The sequence below is a fragment of the Citrobacter sp. RHBSTW-00029 genome (genome assembly GCF_014104295.1).
Lineage (GTDB): Bacteria > Pseudomonadota > Gammaproteobacteria > Enterobacterales > Enterobacteriaceae > Citrobacter > Citrobacter youngae.
Genome location: NZ_JABXRT010000001.1, coordinates 966748 through 983378, shown reverse-complemented (window position 1 = coordinate 983378; position 16631 = coordinate 966748). Strand labels below are relative to the sequence as shown.

Annotated in this window: 13 protein-coding genes; 10 read left to right on the top strand and 3 right to left on the bottom strand. The window is 50.5% G+C overall.

Annotated elements, in window-relative coordinates:
• Window positions 1–141: 141 nt before the first annotated feature.
• Entirely contained in the window at window positions 142–1623 is a 1482-nt protein-coding gene (locus HV041_RS04625; protein WP_182294050.1) for a PLP-dependent aminotransferase family protein, read from the top strand.
• A gap of 70 nt (window positions 1624–1693) precedes the next feature.
• Here HV041_RS04625 and uxuA read toward each other — a convergent pair whose 3' ends face one another.
• Entirely contained in the window at window positions 1694–2884 is a 1191-nt protein-coding gene (gene uxuA / locus HV041_RS04620) for a mannonate dehydratase (RefSeq protein ID WP_121584821.1), read from the bottom strand.
• 202 nt (window positions 2885–3086) lie between these two features.
• Between uxuA and HV041_RS04615 the strand changes: the two genes are divergently transcribed.
• The 9 genes from HV041_RS04615 to yejF all read left to right on the top strand — a co-directional run bounded on the left by HV041_RS04615 (window position 3087) and on the right by yejF (window position 14757).
• Window positions 3087–4553, top strand: coding sequence for a fructuronate reductase (locus HV041_RS04615; RefSeq protein ID WP_165712402.1), 1467 nt, complete (start codon window positions 3087–3089; stop codon window positions 4551–4553).
• Window positions 4554–4672: 119 nt separating this feature from the next.
• Window positions 4673–5659: a GTP-binding protein gene (locus tag HV041_RS04610; RefSeq protein ID WP_121584823.1), complete on the top strand. Its 987-nt coding sequence runs from the start codon at window positions 4673–4675 to the stop codon at window positions 5657–5659.
• A 34-nt stretch (window positions 5660–5693) separates the two neighbouring features.
• Entirely contained in the window at window positions 5694–6407 is a 714-nt protein-coding gene (locus tag HV041_RS04605) for a phosphatase PAP2 family protein (protein ID WP_121584824.1), read from the top strand.
• A 413-nt stretch (window positions 6408–6820) separates the two neighbouring features.
• Window positions 6821–7390 (top strand): bifunctional murein DD-endopeptidase/murein LD-carboxypeptidase, encoded by a 570-nt coding sequence (gene mepS / locus HV041_RS04600; protein WP_121584825.1) that lies wholly within the window; start codon window positions 6821–6823, stop codon window positions 7388–7390.
• 182 nt (window positions 7391–7572) lie between these two features.
• Complete coding sequence (locus tag HV041_RS04595) at window positions 7573–9132, top strand: cyclic di-GMP phosphodiesterase (RefSeq protein ID WP_121584826.1); 1560 nt, start codon at window positions 7573–7575, stop codon at window positions 9130–9132.
• A 99-nt stretch (window positions 9133–9231) separates the two neighbouring features.
• Complete coding sequence (locus HV041_RS04590) at window positions 9232–11046, top strand: extracellular solute-binding protein (protein WP_121584827.1); 1815 nt, start codon at window positions 9232–9234, stop codon at window positions 11044–11046.
• The gene (locus tag HV041_RS04585; protein ID WP_040230596.1) at window positions 11047–12141 is read left to right on the top strand and encodes a microcin C ABC transporter permease YejB; all 1095 of its coding nucleotides are present in this window, start codon (window positions 11047–11049) and stop codon (window positions 12139–12141) included. It begins immediately after the preceding gene.
• Window positions 12141–13166 (top strand): ABC transporter permease, encoded by a 1026-nt coding sequence (locus tag HV041_RS04580; RefSeq protein ID WP_061068180.1) that lies wholly within the window; start codon window positions 12141–12143, stop codon window positions 13164–13166. The genes HV041_RS04585 and HV041_RS04580 overlap by 1 nt, the downstream gene beginning before the upstream one ends.
• Before the next feature lies 1 nt (window position 13167).
• The gene (gene yejF, locus HV041_RS04575; RefSeq protein WP_048211140.1) at window positions 13168–14757 is read left to right on the top strand and encodes a microcin C ABC transporter ATP-binding protein YejF; all 1590 of its coding nucleotides are present in this window, start codon (window positions 13168–13170) and stop codon (window positions 14755–14757) included.
• 3 nt (window positions 14758–14760) lie between these two features.
• Here the strand turns inward: yejF and HV041_RS04570 are convergent, their stop codons facing one another.
• Entirely contained in the window at window positions 14761–15105 is a 345-nt protein-coding gene (locus HV041_RS04570; RefSeq protein ID WP_087051313.1) for a YejG family protein, read from the bottom strand.
• A 333-nt stretch (window positions 15106–15438) separates the two neighbouring features.
• Window positions 15439–16629 carry a Bcr/CflA family multidrug efflux MFS transporter gene (locus tag HV041_RS04565; protein ID WP_048211138.1) on the bottom strand — a complete coding sequence of 397 codons (1191 nt, stop codon included), beginning with the start codon at window positions 16627–16629 and terminating at the stop codon, window positions 15439–15441.
• Window positions 16630–16631 lie beyond the last annotated feature (2 nt).

The window sequence follows — 16631 nt, the reverse complement described above, 5'->3', positions numbered from 1 at the left end:
CACGCTAAGGGATATTAAAAAGCAAAAATAGAGACAGCGATTTCAGATTATAGGAACAGCCTTAACTCTATGAGGCGTGTCAAAATAGCAATATTCTGAAACGTGTAATATGCCGCTATTGTTTAAACAAGGAATTTCCTCATGCTGGCACTGTTTCTCAATAGGGAAAGTCGCACCCCGCTACAATTACAGATCTTTCAATTCTACTTTCAGGCAATTCAGCAAGGCGATTTGCTTTGTGGGGATAAACTGCCCTCTATCCGCGAACAGGCACAGACGCTAAACGTGGCCAAAATCACGGTGGTGATGGCGTATGAAAAACTGATGGCGGCCGGTTTTATTAAGAGCAGGCAGGGTATCGGCTATGAAGTCACATTTACGGCACCTATGCGTAGTCCCCCAACACACGTGCCATCTGCGGAAGGCTCACCACCGATAAAGCCTAAGCCTGCCGGTGTTTCTACCGATGTTTACGCTGAAATGGGACGTGAGTGCTATTGCCGGATGGGCGTCCCTGACCCCAATGCGTTTCCCTGGTCAAGCTGGCGTAAATGGAATAATGCCCCCAGCGTACTTAAAGAGCAGCTACTGACTCGATATCATTCACCAAATGGATTATTTTCATTGCGTGAGCAAATTGTCAGATACCTTAATTTATCCCGTGGTATTAATACCAGTGCACAAAACATCATCATTACTGATGGAATTCAGGAAGGGTTGTCACTGCTCAGTCAAATATTCATTATTCATCATGCACTAAGCCAGAATAAAAAGTGTCACGTGGTCGCCGAATCACCTTGTTATTCTGGCGCATGGCATCTGTTTAATTATTATGGTGCCGATATTACGTCTATTGCCGTGGATAATCACGGGCTGTGCACCAATAATTTACCCGAGGTTGAAACCCAGCTTTGTTATGTGACACCTGCTCACCAGTATCCAATGGGCAGTGTTCTGTCACTTGAACGACGTAAGTCATTACTCACGTGGGCACAGCGAGTGGGCGCCTGGATTATTGAAGACGATTACGATGCCGTATTTACGTATGGCGAGAATCCCCTTCCGGCACTGAAAGCCATGGATTACCACAACCGGGTTATCTATATGGGGACCTTCTCAAAAACGCTGGGACCGGGGGCACGTCTCGGTTACCTCGTTTGCCCCGATGAGCTGCTGCCCGCCGTTCAAAATATGAAAGCGCTGAACAACAATGGTAGCCAGTGGTTATTGCAGCAGTTTTTAGCCGAGTTAATGCAAAACCAGGTGTTTTATACCCATCTCGGTAAGCTAGCCTGCAACTATGCAGCACGCCTCGCATTACTGCGTGATGGCTTATCAGCCCTGTTCCCTGAAGGAAAGATCGATGGTGCCACGGCAGGGTTACATCTCTCATTACGCATTGACTGGTCGCCTGACGTCATCGCAAAACTACGCCAGCGCTGCCTGCAGGCAGGGATGCGCTTTGATACATTACAGGAAATTGAAAACGGCTCAGAAACAGCGTGGCGGCAAAAAAATTCCGATGCGGTGATGTTCTTTGGTTTTGGCGGACTGCAGGTGCCGCACCTCAGAAAGGTATTAAACGTACTGGAGCAGGAGAGGTGTGCGTTATTACAGCAATAACAACGCACCTGAGTATTGCCGGGGGCGGGACAAGCGCCATCCGGCAATTTATCGCCTGGTGTTGGGCGAATTACAGCAGATCGCGGAACTGCGTTTTTTTCAGCGCCAGCTCCACGCCGCGAACTTCTGCCAGTCCTTTCAGGCGACCAATCGCGGAATAGCCCGGATTCGTTTTCTTATGCAGATCGTCAAGCATCTGATGCCCATGATCCGGGCGCATTGGGATCGGACGCAAATCACCCGCTTTCTTACGGCGTTGCTCTTCGCTCAAAATAGCTGCCACCACCGATACCATATCCACATCGCCCTGCAAGTGTGCGCCTTCGTGGAAGGTTTTCGGGTTTTCTTCACGGCAGGTTGAACGCAAGTGTGTGAAGTGAATACGATCGCCAAAGGTCTCAATCATTTTTACCAGATCGTTATCGGCGCGCACGCCGTACGAACCGGTACACATGGTGAAACCGTTATTGATACTGTCTACCGTTTCTTTCAGCCATTGCATATCTTCAATGGTCGACACGATACGTGGCAGACCGAGGATTGGCCTTGGCGGATCGTCAGGATGCACTGCCAGACGTACACCAACTTCCTCAGCAACAGGCACAATCGCCCGCAGGAAGACAGCCATGTTATTGCGCAAATCATCTTTGCTGATCCCATCATATTCCGCCAGGCGCGCGCGGAACTGATCCAGCGTATAACCTTCTTCGGCACCGGGCAGGCCAGCAATAATGTTGCGGGTCAGCTTTTCAATGTTGGCAGCGGTCATTGCATTGAAATAATCCAGCGCCTGGCGCTGCTCTTCAGGGGTGTAATCGGCTTCGGCACCGGGACGTTGCAGAATGTGCAATTCAAAAGCCGCAAACGCAATCTGGTCAAAACGCAGCGCTTTGGACCCATCCGGTAGCTGATATTCAAGGTCGGTACGCGTCCAGTCGAGGATCGGCATGAAGTTGTAGCACACGGTATCAATACCGCAGGTCGCCAGGTTACGAATACTTTGCTGGTAGTTTGCAATCCACGTCAGATATTGGCCGGACTGTGTTTTGATGTCTTCGTGGACGGGGATACTTTCCACCACCGACCAGGTCAGCCCTTTTTCGGCCAGAATCGCCTGGCGCTTTTGAATTTCTTCTACGGGCCACACTTCACCGTTTGGAATATGGTGCAAGGCGGTCACAACACCCGTTGCGCCAGCCTGACGCACATCATCAAGCGATACTGGATCGTTTGGTCCGTACCAACGCCAGGTTTGTTCCATTGCTTCACCTCACAAGTTGTTATACCAAATTAAACGACTTTTATGACGACTACCATACAGGCATCCGGTATACGATCAACATATCACCCATCATTGATTGATCCAGCTCACACTACCCGGATAAATGAGGCACACCAATTTAATTTGTTGTCATATAACTTTATACTGACATTGTTAATTAATGGTTAATCAGGTGTATTAAATGAAGACTATTGCCTCAGCGTCTCTTGCGGAAAATGTCATGATGCCTCAGTACGATCGCCAACAGCTAAAAACGCGGATCGTACATTTTGGTTTCGGTGCATTTCATCGCGCCCATCAGGCGTTATTGACTGACCGGGTGCTAAATTCGCAGGGCGGAGACTGGGGGATTTGTGAGATCAGCCTGTTCAGCGGCGACCGGTTGATGAGCCAGCTACGTGAACAGGATCATTTATTTACCGTGCTGGAAAAAGGTGCGACCGGCAACCAGCCGATTATCGTCGGGGCCGTCAACGAGTGCCTGAATGCAAAGCTGGATTCACTGGCGGCTATTATCGAAAAATTCTGCGAGCCTCAGGTCGCGATTGTCTCGTTAACCATTACGGAAAAAGGCTACTGTATTGATCCTGCCACCGGGTCACTCGATATCGCTAACCCGCGTATTATTCACGATCTGCAAGTACCGACTGAACCGCACTCCGCGCCCGGAATTATTGTTGAAGCACTGCACCGCCGACGTCAACGTGGGCTGCAACCGTTTACCGTCCTCTCCTGTGATAACATCCCGGACAATGGTCATGTGGTAAAAAACGCCGTACTGGGAATGGCGGAGAAACGCTCACCTGAACTGGCTAACTGGATTCGGGAGCACGTCAGTTTCCCGGGAACCATGGTAGACCGGATTGTCCCGGCAGCGACTGAAGAATCACTGGATGAAATTGCCCGAGAATTAGGCGTGGCAGACCCTTGCGCAATCAGCTGCGAGCCGTTTATTCAGTGGGTCATTGAAGATCATTTTGTCAGCGGCCGTCCGCAATGGGAAACGGCCGGTGTACAGATGGTTGATGACGTTTTGCCGTGGGAGCAAATGAAACTGCGGATGCTGAACGGGAGTCATTCGTTTCTCGCTTACCTCGGTTATCTGGCGGGATTCCAGCATATCAGCGACTGTATGCAGGACCGCGCATTTCGCGAAGCGGCTCACCGCCTGATGCTCAGCGAACAAGCCCCGACGCTGCGCATCACCAATGTTGATTTAGACCAGTATGCCGACAGCCTGCTGGAACGCTTTGCCAATCCGGCGCTGAAACACAAAACCTGGCAAATCGCGATGGATGGCAGCCAAAAATTACCGCAACGTATGCTGGACGGGATTCGCGTTCATTTAGCACGTCAAAGCGAGTGGCCGCTGCTGGCACTTGGCATTGCGGGCTGGATGCGCTACGTAAGCGGGATTGATGATTCAGGTGCAATTATTGATATTCGTGACCCGATGAGTGACAAAATCCGCACTATCGTCGAACAGAGTACGGAATCAGAACGCGTCAGCGCGCTGCTTTCACTGCACGAAATCTTCGCCACTGACCTCGCACAGAACCCACACTTCGTCGATACCGTGGAACGCGCCTGGCAACGTATCGCCCAATACGGTGCACATCAGGCGGTCATCGAGACGTTAAAAAGTTAACGATTTCTGCCATTAAACAGGACGAAGTTCGTCTTCGTCCTCTCTGCCCTTCTCTTTTCCCCCGTTTTTCGCCAGGATTGTTAACAGCCATTACGGTAATTTATGATTCTGGAGTAAACGTGACAAAAACCAATCTCATCACGGGTTTTCTCGGCAGTGGCAAAACCACCTCTATTCTTCATCTATTGGCCAACAAAGATCCCGCAGAGAAGTGGGCTGTGCTGGTCAATGAGTTTGGCGAAGTGGGTATCGACGGCGCACTACTCGCCAACAGCGGCGCAATGCTCAAAGAGATCCCCGGCGGCTGTATGTGCTGCGTTAATGGTTTGCCCATGCAGGTTGGCCTCAATACGCTGTTACGTCAGGGAAAACCAGATCGGCTGCTGATTGAGCCCACCGGTCTCGGGCATCCCAAACAGATTCTGGATTTACTGACCGCGCCGGTTTACGAACCGTGGATCGACTTGCGCGCAACGCTTTGTATCCTGGATCCACGCCTGTTGCTGGATGAAAAAAGCGTAGCGAATGAGAATTTCCGCGATCAGCTGGCCTCTGCCGATATCATCGTTGCCAATAAATCCGATCGTGCCACGACAGAAAGCGAAATTGCGCTGCAAACCTGGTGGCAGCACTACGGCGGTAACCGCCAGTTAGTTCATGCCGATCATGGACAAATCGACGGACAACTCCTGGATTTGCCCCGGCTGAATCTGACGGCGCTTCCCTCCAGCGCGGCACATACTCACCAGCATGCTGATAAAAAAGGGCTGGCAGCACTAAGCCTGCCTGCGCAGCAACGCTGGCGTCGCAGTCTGAACAGCGGTCAGGGGCATCAGGCCTGCGGCTGGATTTTTGACGCTGACACGGTGTTCGATACCATCGGCCTGCTGGAATGGTCACGTCTCGCCCCTGTCGGCCGCGTAAAGGGAGTGATGCGTATTAAAGAGGGGCTGGTGCGTATCAATCGTCAGGGTGAAGACTGGCATATTGAGACGCAAAACGTCGCCCCTCCTGATAGCCGTATTGAACTCATCTCCGATACCGAGACCGACTGGAATGCATTACAGAGTGCATTGTTGAGGCTTCGTTTAGACGTTGGCGCGTAAGGTTGCCTCCGTTTTATGGCAATGGTAAACGACGATGAAAACCCGATACCCACTCATACTCCTGCTTAATATTGCTGGTCTGGCGCTATTTCTGTCCTGGTATCTTCCACACGGGCATGGGTTCTGGTTTTCTCTTGATTCGGGCATCTTCCACTTCTTCAATCATAAGCTGGTTGAGAGCCCGCTCTTCCTGTGGATCGTCGCTATCACCAATAACCGGGCATTTGACGGCTGTTCATTATTGGCGATGGGTACATTAATGCTGAGTTTTTGGCTAAAAGAAACGCAGGAAGGCCGTCGCCGTATTGTGGCAATTGGGCTGGTGATGCTGCTAACAGCGGTGATATTAAACCAACTGGGCCAGGCGCTTATTCCGGTTAAGCGCGCCAGCCCCACTCTCACATTCGATAATATTAATCGCGTCAGCGAGCTGCTGCATATTTCAACAAAAGATGCGTCCAGAGACAGTTTTCCTGGCGATCACGGCATGATGCTGCTTATTTTTTCCGCATTTATGCTGCGTTATTTCGGAAAAGTCGCAGGAATCATCGGCCTTATTATCACTGTGGTTTTTGCCTTTCCACGCGTAATGATCGGCGCACATTGGCTCACAGATATCGTAGTAGGTTCAATGACCGTCGTATTGATTGGCTTGCCCTGGTGGTTAATGACGCCATTAAGCGATCGCCTGGTTATGCTGTTTACCCATTATCTTCCCGGCAAAAACAAACAATTTTTAAACAAATAACGCAGAGTAATTAACATCATCAGGGATACTTCTGATTTCCTGATGATATCTGCCGGAAAACTATCATTCTGACTGTCATTCTCCTGTCATATTATTCCTGTTTAAAATGAATGAATTGCGTGTTTTTTGCCCTATCTGTTCTTAATTTAGCCAATGCAGTTTATTCACTTTCTGTATCACTTTTTCTTATAAGAAATCACATAAAATCACTCGCAATGACCGGAGCGATCGGGTAACCTCAGACTCGTTTTGCCTCGCGGGATAATTATTCACTATAAGAATAAATTTGTGCGTTCTGCCACAGATTTGACCTTAAAGAATTGTCTCATCATGCGTTGGTAATTAGTCTCGTCACGTTTGGCATTTTTTATAACGATATTTATCGTTAAGGACTTCAAGGGAAAACAAACAAAATGGTCAAATCTCAACCGATTTTGAGATATATCTTGCGGGGGATTCCCGCGATAGCAGTTGCGGTTCTGCTTTCTGCATGTAGCACAACGAACACCGCGAAGAATATGCATTCTGAGACGCATGCTGTGGGTAATGGAGATAACTCTTCACTGCAAGCCTCTCAGGATGAATTTGAAAGTATGGTACGTAATATCGATGTTAAATCACGTATTATGGATCAGTACGCTGACTGGAAAGGCGTGCGTTACCGCCTTGGCGGCAGCACTAAAAAAGGTATTGATTGTTCAAGCTTCGTACAGCGTACGTTCCGCGAGCAATTTGGTTTAGAGCTTCCGCGCTCAACCTACGAGCAACAGGAAACGGGCAAATCCGTTTCGCGCACTAATCTGCGTACAGGCGATCTGGTTCTGTTCCGTGCGGGCTCCACAGGCCGTCACGTCGGTATCTATATCGGCAATAACCAGTTTGTACATGCCTCGACCAGCAGTGGCGTTATCATTTCCAGCATGAACGAGCCTTACTGGAAAAAACGTTACAACGAAGCTCGCCGGGTCCTGAGCCGCAGTTAATTTCGTTTGGCAGCTATCCCTTGGCTATCCTGATGAGACTTATCAAAAGCACTGCTTCGGCAGTGCTTTTTGCGTTGCGCTATGTTTAAGAAAAATCTCACTATACGGATCAATCCAGGTTATAGTTTTACAGATCAAGCCGTTTAATAATAAGCAGATACCCCAGGTAAACATAAGGAACTATGTTCAGACGTCCTTCATCTTCCAGTCGAAATGTCCTTTTTACCTGTATTTTTACGGGGGTAGTCGTCGCGGTACTTGTCAGCACCCTGCAGTTTTTTGCCACCTGGCACAAACGAGATGTTAAGTACGAAACACTTCTTTCCGATATCGAGTATTACATCAGCAGTTACCTCTCAGACCTCAAAAGCACAACAGATGCCCTGCAGCCGCTAGTCTCATACAATTGCCAACAAGTTGCCGCCAGGCTGACCGCCAGCGCAGCGTTTAACCTCAATGTACGCGCTTTTTTATTGGTAAAAGATGGTATTGCTTTCTGCTCCTCCGCAACTGGCGCGATGGACTCGCCTATTCTGTCGCTGGTTCCGAAGCTGGATCTCAAGCAAGATGTCGATGTGGAATTACTGTCCGGTACCCCGATGATGCCGGACAATCCGGCGATCATGATTTGGCAGCGGAATCCTTCATTTAAGAATAGCGGCGTGTTTTCCTCACTGAATATCAATCTGGCGCCTTACCTGCTCTATACCGCCCGAGAAGATGATTTTGACGGTATTGCAATTATTGTTGGTGATACCGCTATCACGACATTTTCATCCCGACTGATGGACGTCTCCGCGCTGCCGGATACCACCTGGCGCCAGACGACGCTGAAAGGGATCCCGATGAAGATCCGGCTATACGCGCAAGAGTGGACGTACACTGACGTCTGGTATGCCGTCATGTTGGGATGTATGGCCGGGATCATGACCGGGTTGCTTTTGTGGTACTACAACTACGCCGTTCGTTTACGCCCGGGAAAGGATATTCTCAACGCTATCAAGCACGATCAGTTTTATGTGGTCTACCAACCGGTCGTTGAAATGCAGACGCTGGAAGTAAAAGGCGTTGAAGTATTGTTACGCTGGCGTCACCCGACAACAGGTGAGATCCCGCCAGATGCGTTTATTCACTACGCTGAATCACAGCAAATGATCGTGCCGCTGACGCAGCATTTGTTCAAACTGGTGGCCCGTGATGCCCCCGCATTAAAAAACGTGTTACCGCAAGGCGCAAAGCTCGGGCTCAACATCGCCCCAACGCACCTGCATGGTGAGAGCTTTAAAGACGATATTCAGCGCCTGAACGCCTCCCTGCCGCCACACCATTTCCAGGTTGTACTCGAAATCACCGAACGCGATATGCTCAATCAGCATGAAGCATCAAAGCTTTTTGAATGGCTACACGCTGCCGGATTCGAAATTGCAATTGATGATTTCGGCACCGGCCATAGCGCACTCATTTACCTGGAACGCTTTACCGTTGACTATCTGAAAATCGACCGAGGATTTATCAACGCCATTGGGACAGAAACCCTAACGTCTCCGGTACTGGATGCGGTGTTGACACTGTCTAAACGTCTTAATATGCTGACGGTTGCCGAAGGGGTAGAAACGCCTGAGCAAGCCCGATGGCTGCGCGATCGCGGGGTTCATTTCTTCCAGGGATACTGGATCAGCCGCCCATTAATGCTTGATGATTTTGTGCGTTGGATGGCGCAATACGATAAGCCAACGTGGTGATCACACCAGGCGATTATATATTTTCACTCGCCACCCCAACCGCTATTTCTCGGGCAAGAAGCCTGTCGGGTTGTGGCAGGACAAGGAAACCTCTGTGATATGATTCCTCGCGTACTGCTTCTGTTTATCGCCCTTATCGGGTTTAACGTTCATGCCCAATCCATCAAAGAAAGCTACGCCTTTGCCGTGTTGGGCGAACCTAAGTATGCGTTTAATTTTAATCACTTTGATTATGTAAACCCCGCAGCCCCCAAAGGCGGGCAGCTCACCCTCTCCGCCCTGGGTACCTTCGACAACTTCAACCGCTACTCGATGCGCGGCAACCCTGGCGCACGCACCGAAACGCTCTACGATACGCTGTTTACCACCTCGGATGACGAACCCGGCAGCTACTACCCGCTCATCGCTGACAGAGCGCGTTACGCCGATGATTATTCGTGGGTAGAAATCGCAATTAATCCGCGGGCCCGTTTCCACGATGGTTCCCCCATTACCGCACGCGATGTCGAATTCACCTTCCATAAATTTATGACCGAAGGCGTACCGCAGTTTCGTTTGGTCTACAAAGGGACAACGGTAAAGGCAATTGCCCCGTTAACAGTGCGAATTGAACTCGCCAAACCGGGCAAAGAGGATATGCTCAGCCTGTTTTCCTTACCCGTTATGCCCGAAAAGTACTGGAAAGATCACAGGCTTAGTGACCCCTTGTCGTCGCCACCGCTCGCCAGCGGCCCTTATCGCATCAGTCAATGGAAAATGGGACAGTACATTGTTTATTCGCGCGTTAAAGATTATTGGGCGGCAAACCTGCCCGTCAATCGCGGACGCTGGAACTTTGATACCATCCGCTACGATTACTATTTAGATGATAACGTCGCTTTTGAAGCATTTAAGGCTGGAGCATTCGACCTGCGACTTGAAAACGATGCCAAAAATTGGGCAACCCGTTATACCGGTAAGAATTTCGCGAATCATTACATTGTCAAAGACGAACAAAAGAATGAGTCCGCGCAGGATACACGATGGTTAGCCTTTAATATTCAACGTCCAATGTTTAGTGACCGACGTGTACGGGAAGCCATCACGCTGGCCTTTGATTTTGAATGGATGAATAAAGCTCTGTTCTATAACGCCTGGAGCCGGACCAACAGCTATTTTCAGAATACCGAATATGCCGCGACAAAATACCCAGATGCGGATGAACTGGTGATACTCGCGCCTTTGAAAAAAGATATCCCCCCTGAGGTCTTTAGCCAAATATACCAGCCGCCAAAATCAAAAGGCGATGGCTACGATCGTGAAAACCTGTTGAAAGCCGATACGTTACTCCAACAGGCGGGATGGATACTGAAAGGGCAACAACGGATAAATAGCACCAGCGGTAAACCGCTGACCTTCGAGTTATTACTCCCGGCAGGTAGCAACAGCCAGTGGGTGCTGCCGTTCCAGCACAACCTGCAACGCTTAGGCATTACGATGAATATCCGCCAGGTCGATAACTCGCAAATCACTAACCGTTTGCGCAGTCGCGACTATGACATGATGCCAAGGTTGTATCGCGCAATGCCGTGGCCAAGCTCAGACCTGCAAATTCTCTGGGCCTCTGAATATATAGACTCCAGCTATAACGCGCCCGGAGTGCAAAGCCCGGTCATTGATAAACTGATTAGCCAGATCATTGCCGCACAAGGGAATAAAGCTAAACTGATCCCGTTGGGGCGGGCACTGGACCGGGTATTAACCTGGAACTACTACATGTTGCCGATGTGGTACATGGCTGAAGATCGTATCGCCTGGTGGGATAAGTTTTCGCATCCGGCGATCCGCCCGATTTATACCATTGGCATCGACAACTGGTGGTATGACGTCAACAAAGCGGCGAAGCTTCCCGCAGCCAGACGACAGGGAGAGTAAATGGGCGCTTATTTGATTCGACGTCTGCTGCTGGTGATCCCAACGCTTTGGGCCATCATTACTATCAACTTTTTTATCGTACAGATAGCACCTGGCGGTCCTGTTGAGCAGGCCGTCGCCGCCATTGAGTTCGGACAAAGCGGCGCGTTGCCCGGTGCGGGCAGCGAAGGTGTTCGCGCCAGCCACGCGCAAACCGGCGTAGGGAATATCAGCGACAGTAACTACCGTGGCGGTCGGGGTCTGGATCCGGAAGTCATCGCGGAAATTACCCGTCGTTACGGATTCGATAAACCCATTCATGAACGCTATTTCAAGATGCTCTGGGACTATATCCGTTTTGATTTTGGCGATAGTCTGTTTCGCAGTGCCTCTGTTCTTACGCTAATCAAAGACAGCCTCCCGGTGTCCGTTACCCTGGGGCTGTGGAGTACGCTCATCATCTATCTGGTGTCGATACCGCTTGGGATCCGCAAAGCGGTTCACAACGGCAGTCGTTTTGACGTCTGGAGCAGCGCATTTATTATTATTGGCTATGCCATTCCGGCCTTTCTGTTTGCCATTTTGCTGATCGTTTTTTTTGCCGGGGGCAGCTATTACGACCTGTTCCCGCTACGTGGGCTCGTGTCCGCTAACTTTGATGCCCTGCCCTGGTATCAAAAAATTACCGATTATCTGTGGCACATTACCCTGCCAGTGCTGGCAACCGTCGTAGGTGGGTTCGCCGCGCTGACCATGCTGACCAAAAACTCATTTCTGGATGAGGTTCGTAAGCAGTATGTCGTTACTGCGCGCGCCAAAGGCGTTAGTGAGAAAAATATTCTATGGAAGCATGTGTTCCGCAATGCCATGTTGCTGGTAATCGCAGGATTTCCCGCCACATTTATTAGTATGTTTTTCACCGGCTCACTGCTGATTGAAGTGATGTTTTCGCTTAATGGTCTGGGATTACTGGGGTATGAATCTACCGTATCGCGCGACTACCCGGTGATGTTCGGCACACTCTACATCTTCACCCTGATTGGCCTGTTGCTCAATATCCTCAGTGATATCAGCTATACGTTGGTCGATCCTCGTATTGATTTTGAGGGACGCTAATGTCGCGATTAAGCCCCGTCAATCAGGCCCGCTGGGCGCGTTTTCGTCATAACCGCCGCGGCTACTGGTCATTATGGATTTTTTTGGTGTTGTTTGGCCTGAGCATGTGTTCCGAGCTGATCGCTAATGATAAGCCGCTGTTGGTACGCTATGACGGCAGCTGGTATTTCCCTCTGGTTAAAAACTACAGTGAGAGCGATTTCGGCGGCCCGTTAGCAACAAAGGCTGATTATCAGGATCCGTGGCTGCAACACCGTCTGGAGAGACAGGGTTGGATACTATGGGCCCCCATCCGGTTCGGTGCTACCAGCATTAACTTTGCCACCGATAAGCCCTTCCCCTCTCCACCCTCTGCGCAAAACTGGCTGGGTACTGACGCAAATGGTGGTGACGTGCTGGCGCGTATCCTTTACGGCACCCGCATCTCAATTCTGTTTGGCTTGATGCTGACCCTGTGTTCCAGCGTCATGGGGGTGATGGCTGGCGCGCTACAGGGCTATTATGGCGGTAAGGTAGACCTGTGGGGACAACGGTTCATCGAAGTGTGGTCCGGTATGCCAACGCTGTTTCTGATTATTTTGCTATCCAGCGTCGTTCAGCCTAACTTCTGGTGGCTATTAGCGATCACCGTGCTGTTTGGCTGGATGAGCCTGGTGGGCGTGGTACGCGCGGAATTTCTGCGCACCCGAAACTTTGATTATATTCGTGCCGCTCAGGCGCTCGGGGTTAGCGATAGCAGTATTATTTTGCGTCATATGCTACCCAATGCGATGGTTGCCGCCCTGACCTTTTTACCGTTTATTTTATGTGCCTCAATCACCACACTCACCTCGCTGGATTTTCTCGGGTTTGGATTACCGCTTGGCTCGCCATCACTGGGAGAATTGCTGTTGCAGGGTAAAAACAACCTGCAGGCGCCGTGGCTTGGCATCACCGCGTTCATCTCCGTTGCCCTCTTATTATCGCTACTGATTTTTATTGGTGAAGCGGTACGCGACGCATTTGATCCCAATAAGGCGATTTAAGATGACACAACCTCTGTTAGCTATTGACAATTTATCGGTAGGTTTTCGCCAACAGAACACCGTGCGCACCGTGGTCAACAGTCTGTCACTGCGCGTTGATGCCGGACAAACGCTGGCGCTGGTGGGCGAGTCCGGCTCAGGTAAAAGCGTCACCGCGCTTTCGGTGTTGCGTCTGTTGCCCACGCCGCCTGCGGTGTACCTCTCCGGTGATATCCGCTTTCACGGCGCATCACTACTTCACGCTAACGAGCAGACGCTTCGCGGTGTGCGGGGAAATAAAATCGCCATGATTTTCCAGGAACCAATGGTGTCGCTAAATCCACTCCACAACCTGGAAAAGCAGCTTTATGAAGTGCTGTCGCTGCATCGGGGAATGCGTCGGGAAGCCGCACGGGCAGAAATTCTGACCTGTCTGGATCGTGTAGGCATTCGCCATGCAGCGAAACGCCTTACAGATTATCCGCACCAGCTTTCCGGCGGTGAGCGCCAGCGCGTAATGATTGCTATGGCGCTGTTAACCCGCCCGGAGCTGCTAATTGCTGATGAACCAACCACCGCGCTGGATGTCTCTGTGCAGGCGCAAATTTTGCAACTGCTGCGGGAGTTGCAGCGTGAGCTGAACATGGGATTGCTGTTCATCACTCATAATCTCAGCATCGTGAGAAAGCTAGCCGATTCCATTGCCGTCATGCAGAACGGTCAATGCGTTGAACAAAACCGTGCCGAGCCACTGCTTGCCGCGCCAACCCATTCCTACACACAGAAACTGTTAAATAGCGAACCCTCCGGCGATCCAGTCCCTTTAGCCGCCGGACAACCGCCATTGCTGGAAGTGAATGGGCTCAGGGTCGCCTTTCCCGTACGCAAGGGTATCCTCAAGCGCGTGGTGGATCATAACGTCGTGGTTAACAACGTCAGTTTTACCCTCAGACCCGGTGAAACACTGGGACTGGTGGGTGAATCAGGCTCCGGGAAAAGTACCACTGGTCTGGCGCTACTGCGATTAATCACATCGCAAGGCAGTATTGTGTTCGATGGTCTGGCGCTGCATACCTTAAATCGCCGCCAACTGTTGCCAGTACGTCACCGCATTCAGGTGGTCTTTCAGGACCCCAACTCTTCACTGAATCCGCGTTTGAGCGTATTACAAATTATTGAAGAGGGATTGCGCGTTCACCAGCCAACGCTTTCCGCTGAACAGCGTGAAGCGCAGGTAAAAGCAGTGATGGCTGAAGTCGGACTCGATAGCGAAACCCGCCATCGTTATCCTGCAGAGTTTTCTGGCGGTCAACGCCAGCGCATAGCCATTGCCAGGGCATTGATTCTCAAACCCTCGCTGATCATTCTGGATGAGCCAACATCCTCGCTCGACAGAACCGTACAGGCGCAAATCCTCACGCTGTTAAAGTCCTTACAGGAAAAGCATCGTCTGGCTTATATTTTTATCAGCCATGATTTGCATGTTGTACGTGCATTATGCCATCAGGTAATTGTGTTACGGCAGGGAGAAGTCGTGGAACAGGGGCAATGCGAGCACGTATTTAACGCGCCACAACAGGCCTATACGCGTCAGCTGCTCGCGCTAAGCTGACGCTCAAAACGGATTGTTGTTTGAAAACGGTTCTGCGATGGCCACGCCGAAATTTTTCAGTCTGCAGGTCGCGGCAAACTCATCCTGGCGATTCACAAACAGGCACGGTTCCCCTTCACATTCCAGCACGGAACAAGGTACCTCAATGTCGCTGAGAGCCTGGCTAAGTTTATGCATGACTGACCATGCGCTGTCACCATCAGGACTAAGCAATTTGAGGGCCACCAGGCTGTTCTCATTGCTCTGACCGTTGTGCGGAATCGGTTCAACCTTTGAACCTGCGAAACCCACCGACCAACGATAGCACTGCGGCAGACGATGAACGATTGAGAGTTGTAATGTCATCACTTTCTTTCCCTGGAAGTACAATCACTTCACAATTATTTTACATCAATATTAACACATCATTGACAATACGTCTTTAGACAGTTGGTAAACGTTTACACCCAGTCTTTATGCCGCTTTCCGAACCCACTATTTAAATTTATTCAACGGTTCAGGCATGTTTCCGCGCTATATGTACTCGTTTCTGCGATCTAACTCAACCTTTTTAACTACAATGATGTGACTTTTTACATAAATTGATTTTACATAAAATAAACATAAGCGGGGAAAATGATAGATTTGCGGTTGATGTACATCAACTCTGGAGGCCTTATGACCCCCAGGTTGTGTAATAGATCACCGTTTTTTGGCGCGACTGGCGTAGAGATAGAAGAGAATTGAGCTGGTGGCGCAAAACGCTATCGACCATATCATTGGCCAGGCCGAGTTAAAGGTTGCCAGAGATAACAGCGCGCCAACAATCGCGCCGATGCCAAAACGAAACGTCCCCGCCAACGATGAGGCCGTCCCGGCCATGTGTGGAAACTCATCCAGAATGACCGCCATCGCATTTGATGACACCATCGACACACAACCTACAAACGCCGCAACACCGACAACCAGTGCCCAGAATCCAACGCCGAACAGCGCGCTGAATACCATCCAGCCCGCCATCACAAACTGGATCCACAGCCCGGTACGGAACATATTTAGTGCACCAACCCGCCGAACAAAGCGGCTGTTGATGATGGTCATCACGAACAGGAACACAATATTCAGCGCGAAGTAATAGCCGAAATTCTGCGGTGAAACGTGGTTGATCTCAATGTAGACAAAAGGTCCGGCGCTCAGGAAAGAAAACATCCCGGCAAAGCTAAACCCACTGGCCAGCATGTAACTCAGCACGCGCTTGTGGCGAAACAGCGAGGCAAAGTTGCCCAGAGTCGTGCGCAAGCGAAACGGCTGGCGACGCTCTACGGGCAAGGTCTCTTTGATCAGCGTAAAGATCATCACCGAGGCCAGAATCGCCGCCACAGCGAGGATCCAGAAGATATAGTGCCAACTCAGCCATACCAGCACCCAACCGCCCACAATAGGTGCCATCAGTGGCGCAATCGTCGTCACCAGCATGACAAATGACATCATGCGCGAGAATTCTTCTTTCGGATAGATGTCGCGCATCAGGGCATTGATGACCACGCTTGCCGCCGCAGCCGCCAGACCATGGAAGAAACGCATAGTGATCAACTGATCGATAGTTTGCGCCAACGCACAGGCGACCGCTGCTGCCGCAAACACCAGAGTCCCGCCCAGTATCACCGGTTTACGCCCGATGCTGTCGGCCATCGGACCATAGATCAACTGCCCAACCGCGAACCCCAGAATATAGGTACTGAGGGTCATTTGCGCGCTGCCTGCCGGCACGCCAAATTGAGCAGAGATCACCGGCAGTGCCGGAAGATACATATCAATCGACAACGGCATCAACATGGCCAATAAGCCAAGGATAAAAACAATGGCAATTGAAGAGTTCTGCCGGGTGGTCACAT

Coding starts and splice junctions, on each gene's coding strand:
- HV041_RS04625 (WP_182294050.1), top strand. CDS start 142: ATGCTGGCACTGTTTCTCAATAGGGAAAGTCGCACCCCGCTACAATTA.
- uxuA (WP_121584821.1), bottom strand. CDS start 2,884: ATGGAACAAACCTGGCGTTGGTACGGACCAAACGATCCAGTATCGCTT.
- HV041_RS04615 (WP_165712402.1), top strand. CDS start 3,087: ATGAAGACTATTGCCTCAGCGTCTCTTGCGGAAAATGTCATGATGCCT.
- HV041_RS04605 (WP_121584824.1), top strand. CDS start 5,694: ATGAAAACCCGATACCCACTCATACTCCTGCTTAATATTGCTGGTCTG.
- mepS (WP_121584825.1), top strand. CDS start 6,821: ATGGTCAAATCTCAACCGATTTTGAGATATATCTTGCGGGGGATTCCC.
- HV041_RS04595 (WP_121584826.1), top strand. CDS start 7,573: ATGTTCAGACGTCCTTCATCTTCCAGTCGAAATGTCCTTTTTACCTGT.
- HV041_RS04590 (WP_121584827.1), top strand. CDS start 9,232: ATGATTCCTCGCGTACTGCTTCTGTTTATCGCCCTTATCGGGTTTAAC.
- HV041_RS04585 (WP_040230596.1), top strand. CDS start 11,047: ATGGGCGCTTATTTGATTCGACGTCTGCTGCTGGTGATCCCAACGCTT.
- HV041_RS04580 (WP_061068180.1), top strand. CDS start 12,141: ATGTCGCGATTAAGCCCCGTCAATCAGGCCCGCTGGGCGCGTTTTCGT.
- yejF (WP_048211140.1), top strand. CDS start 13,168: ATGACACAACCTCTGTTAGCTATTGACAATTTATCGGTAGGTTTTCGC.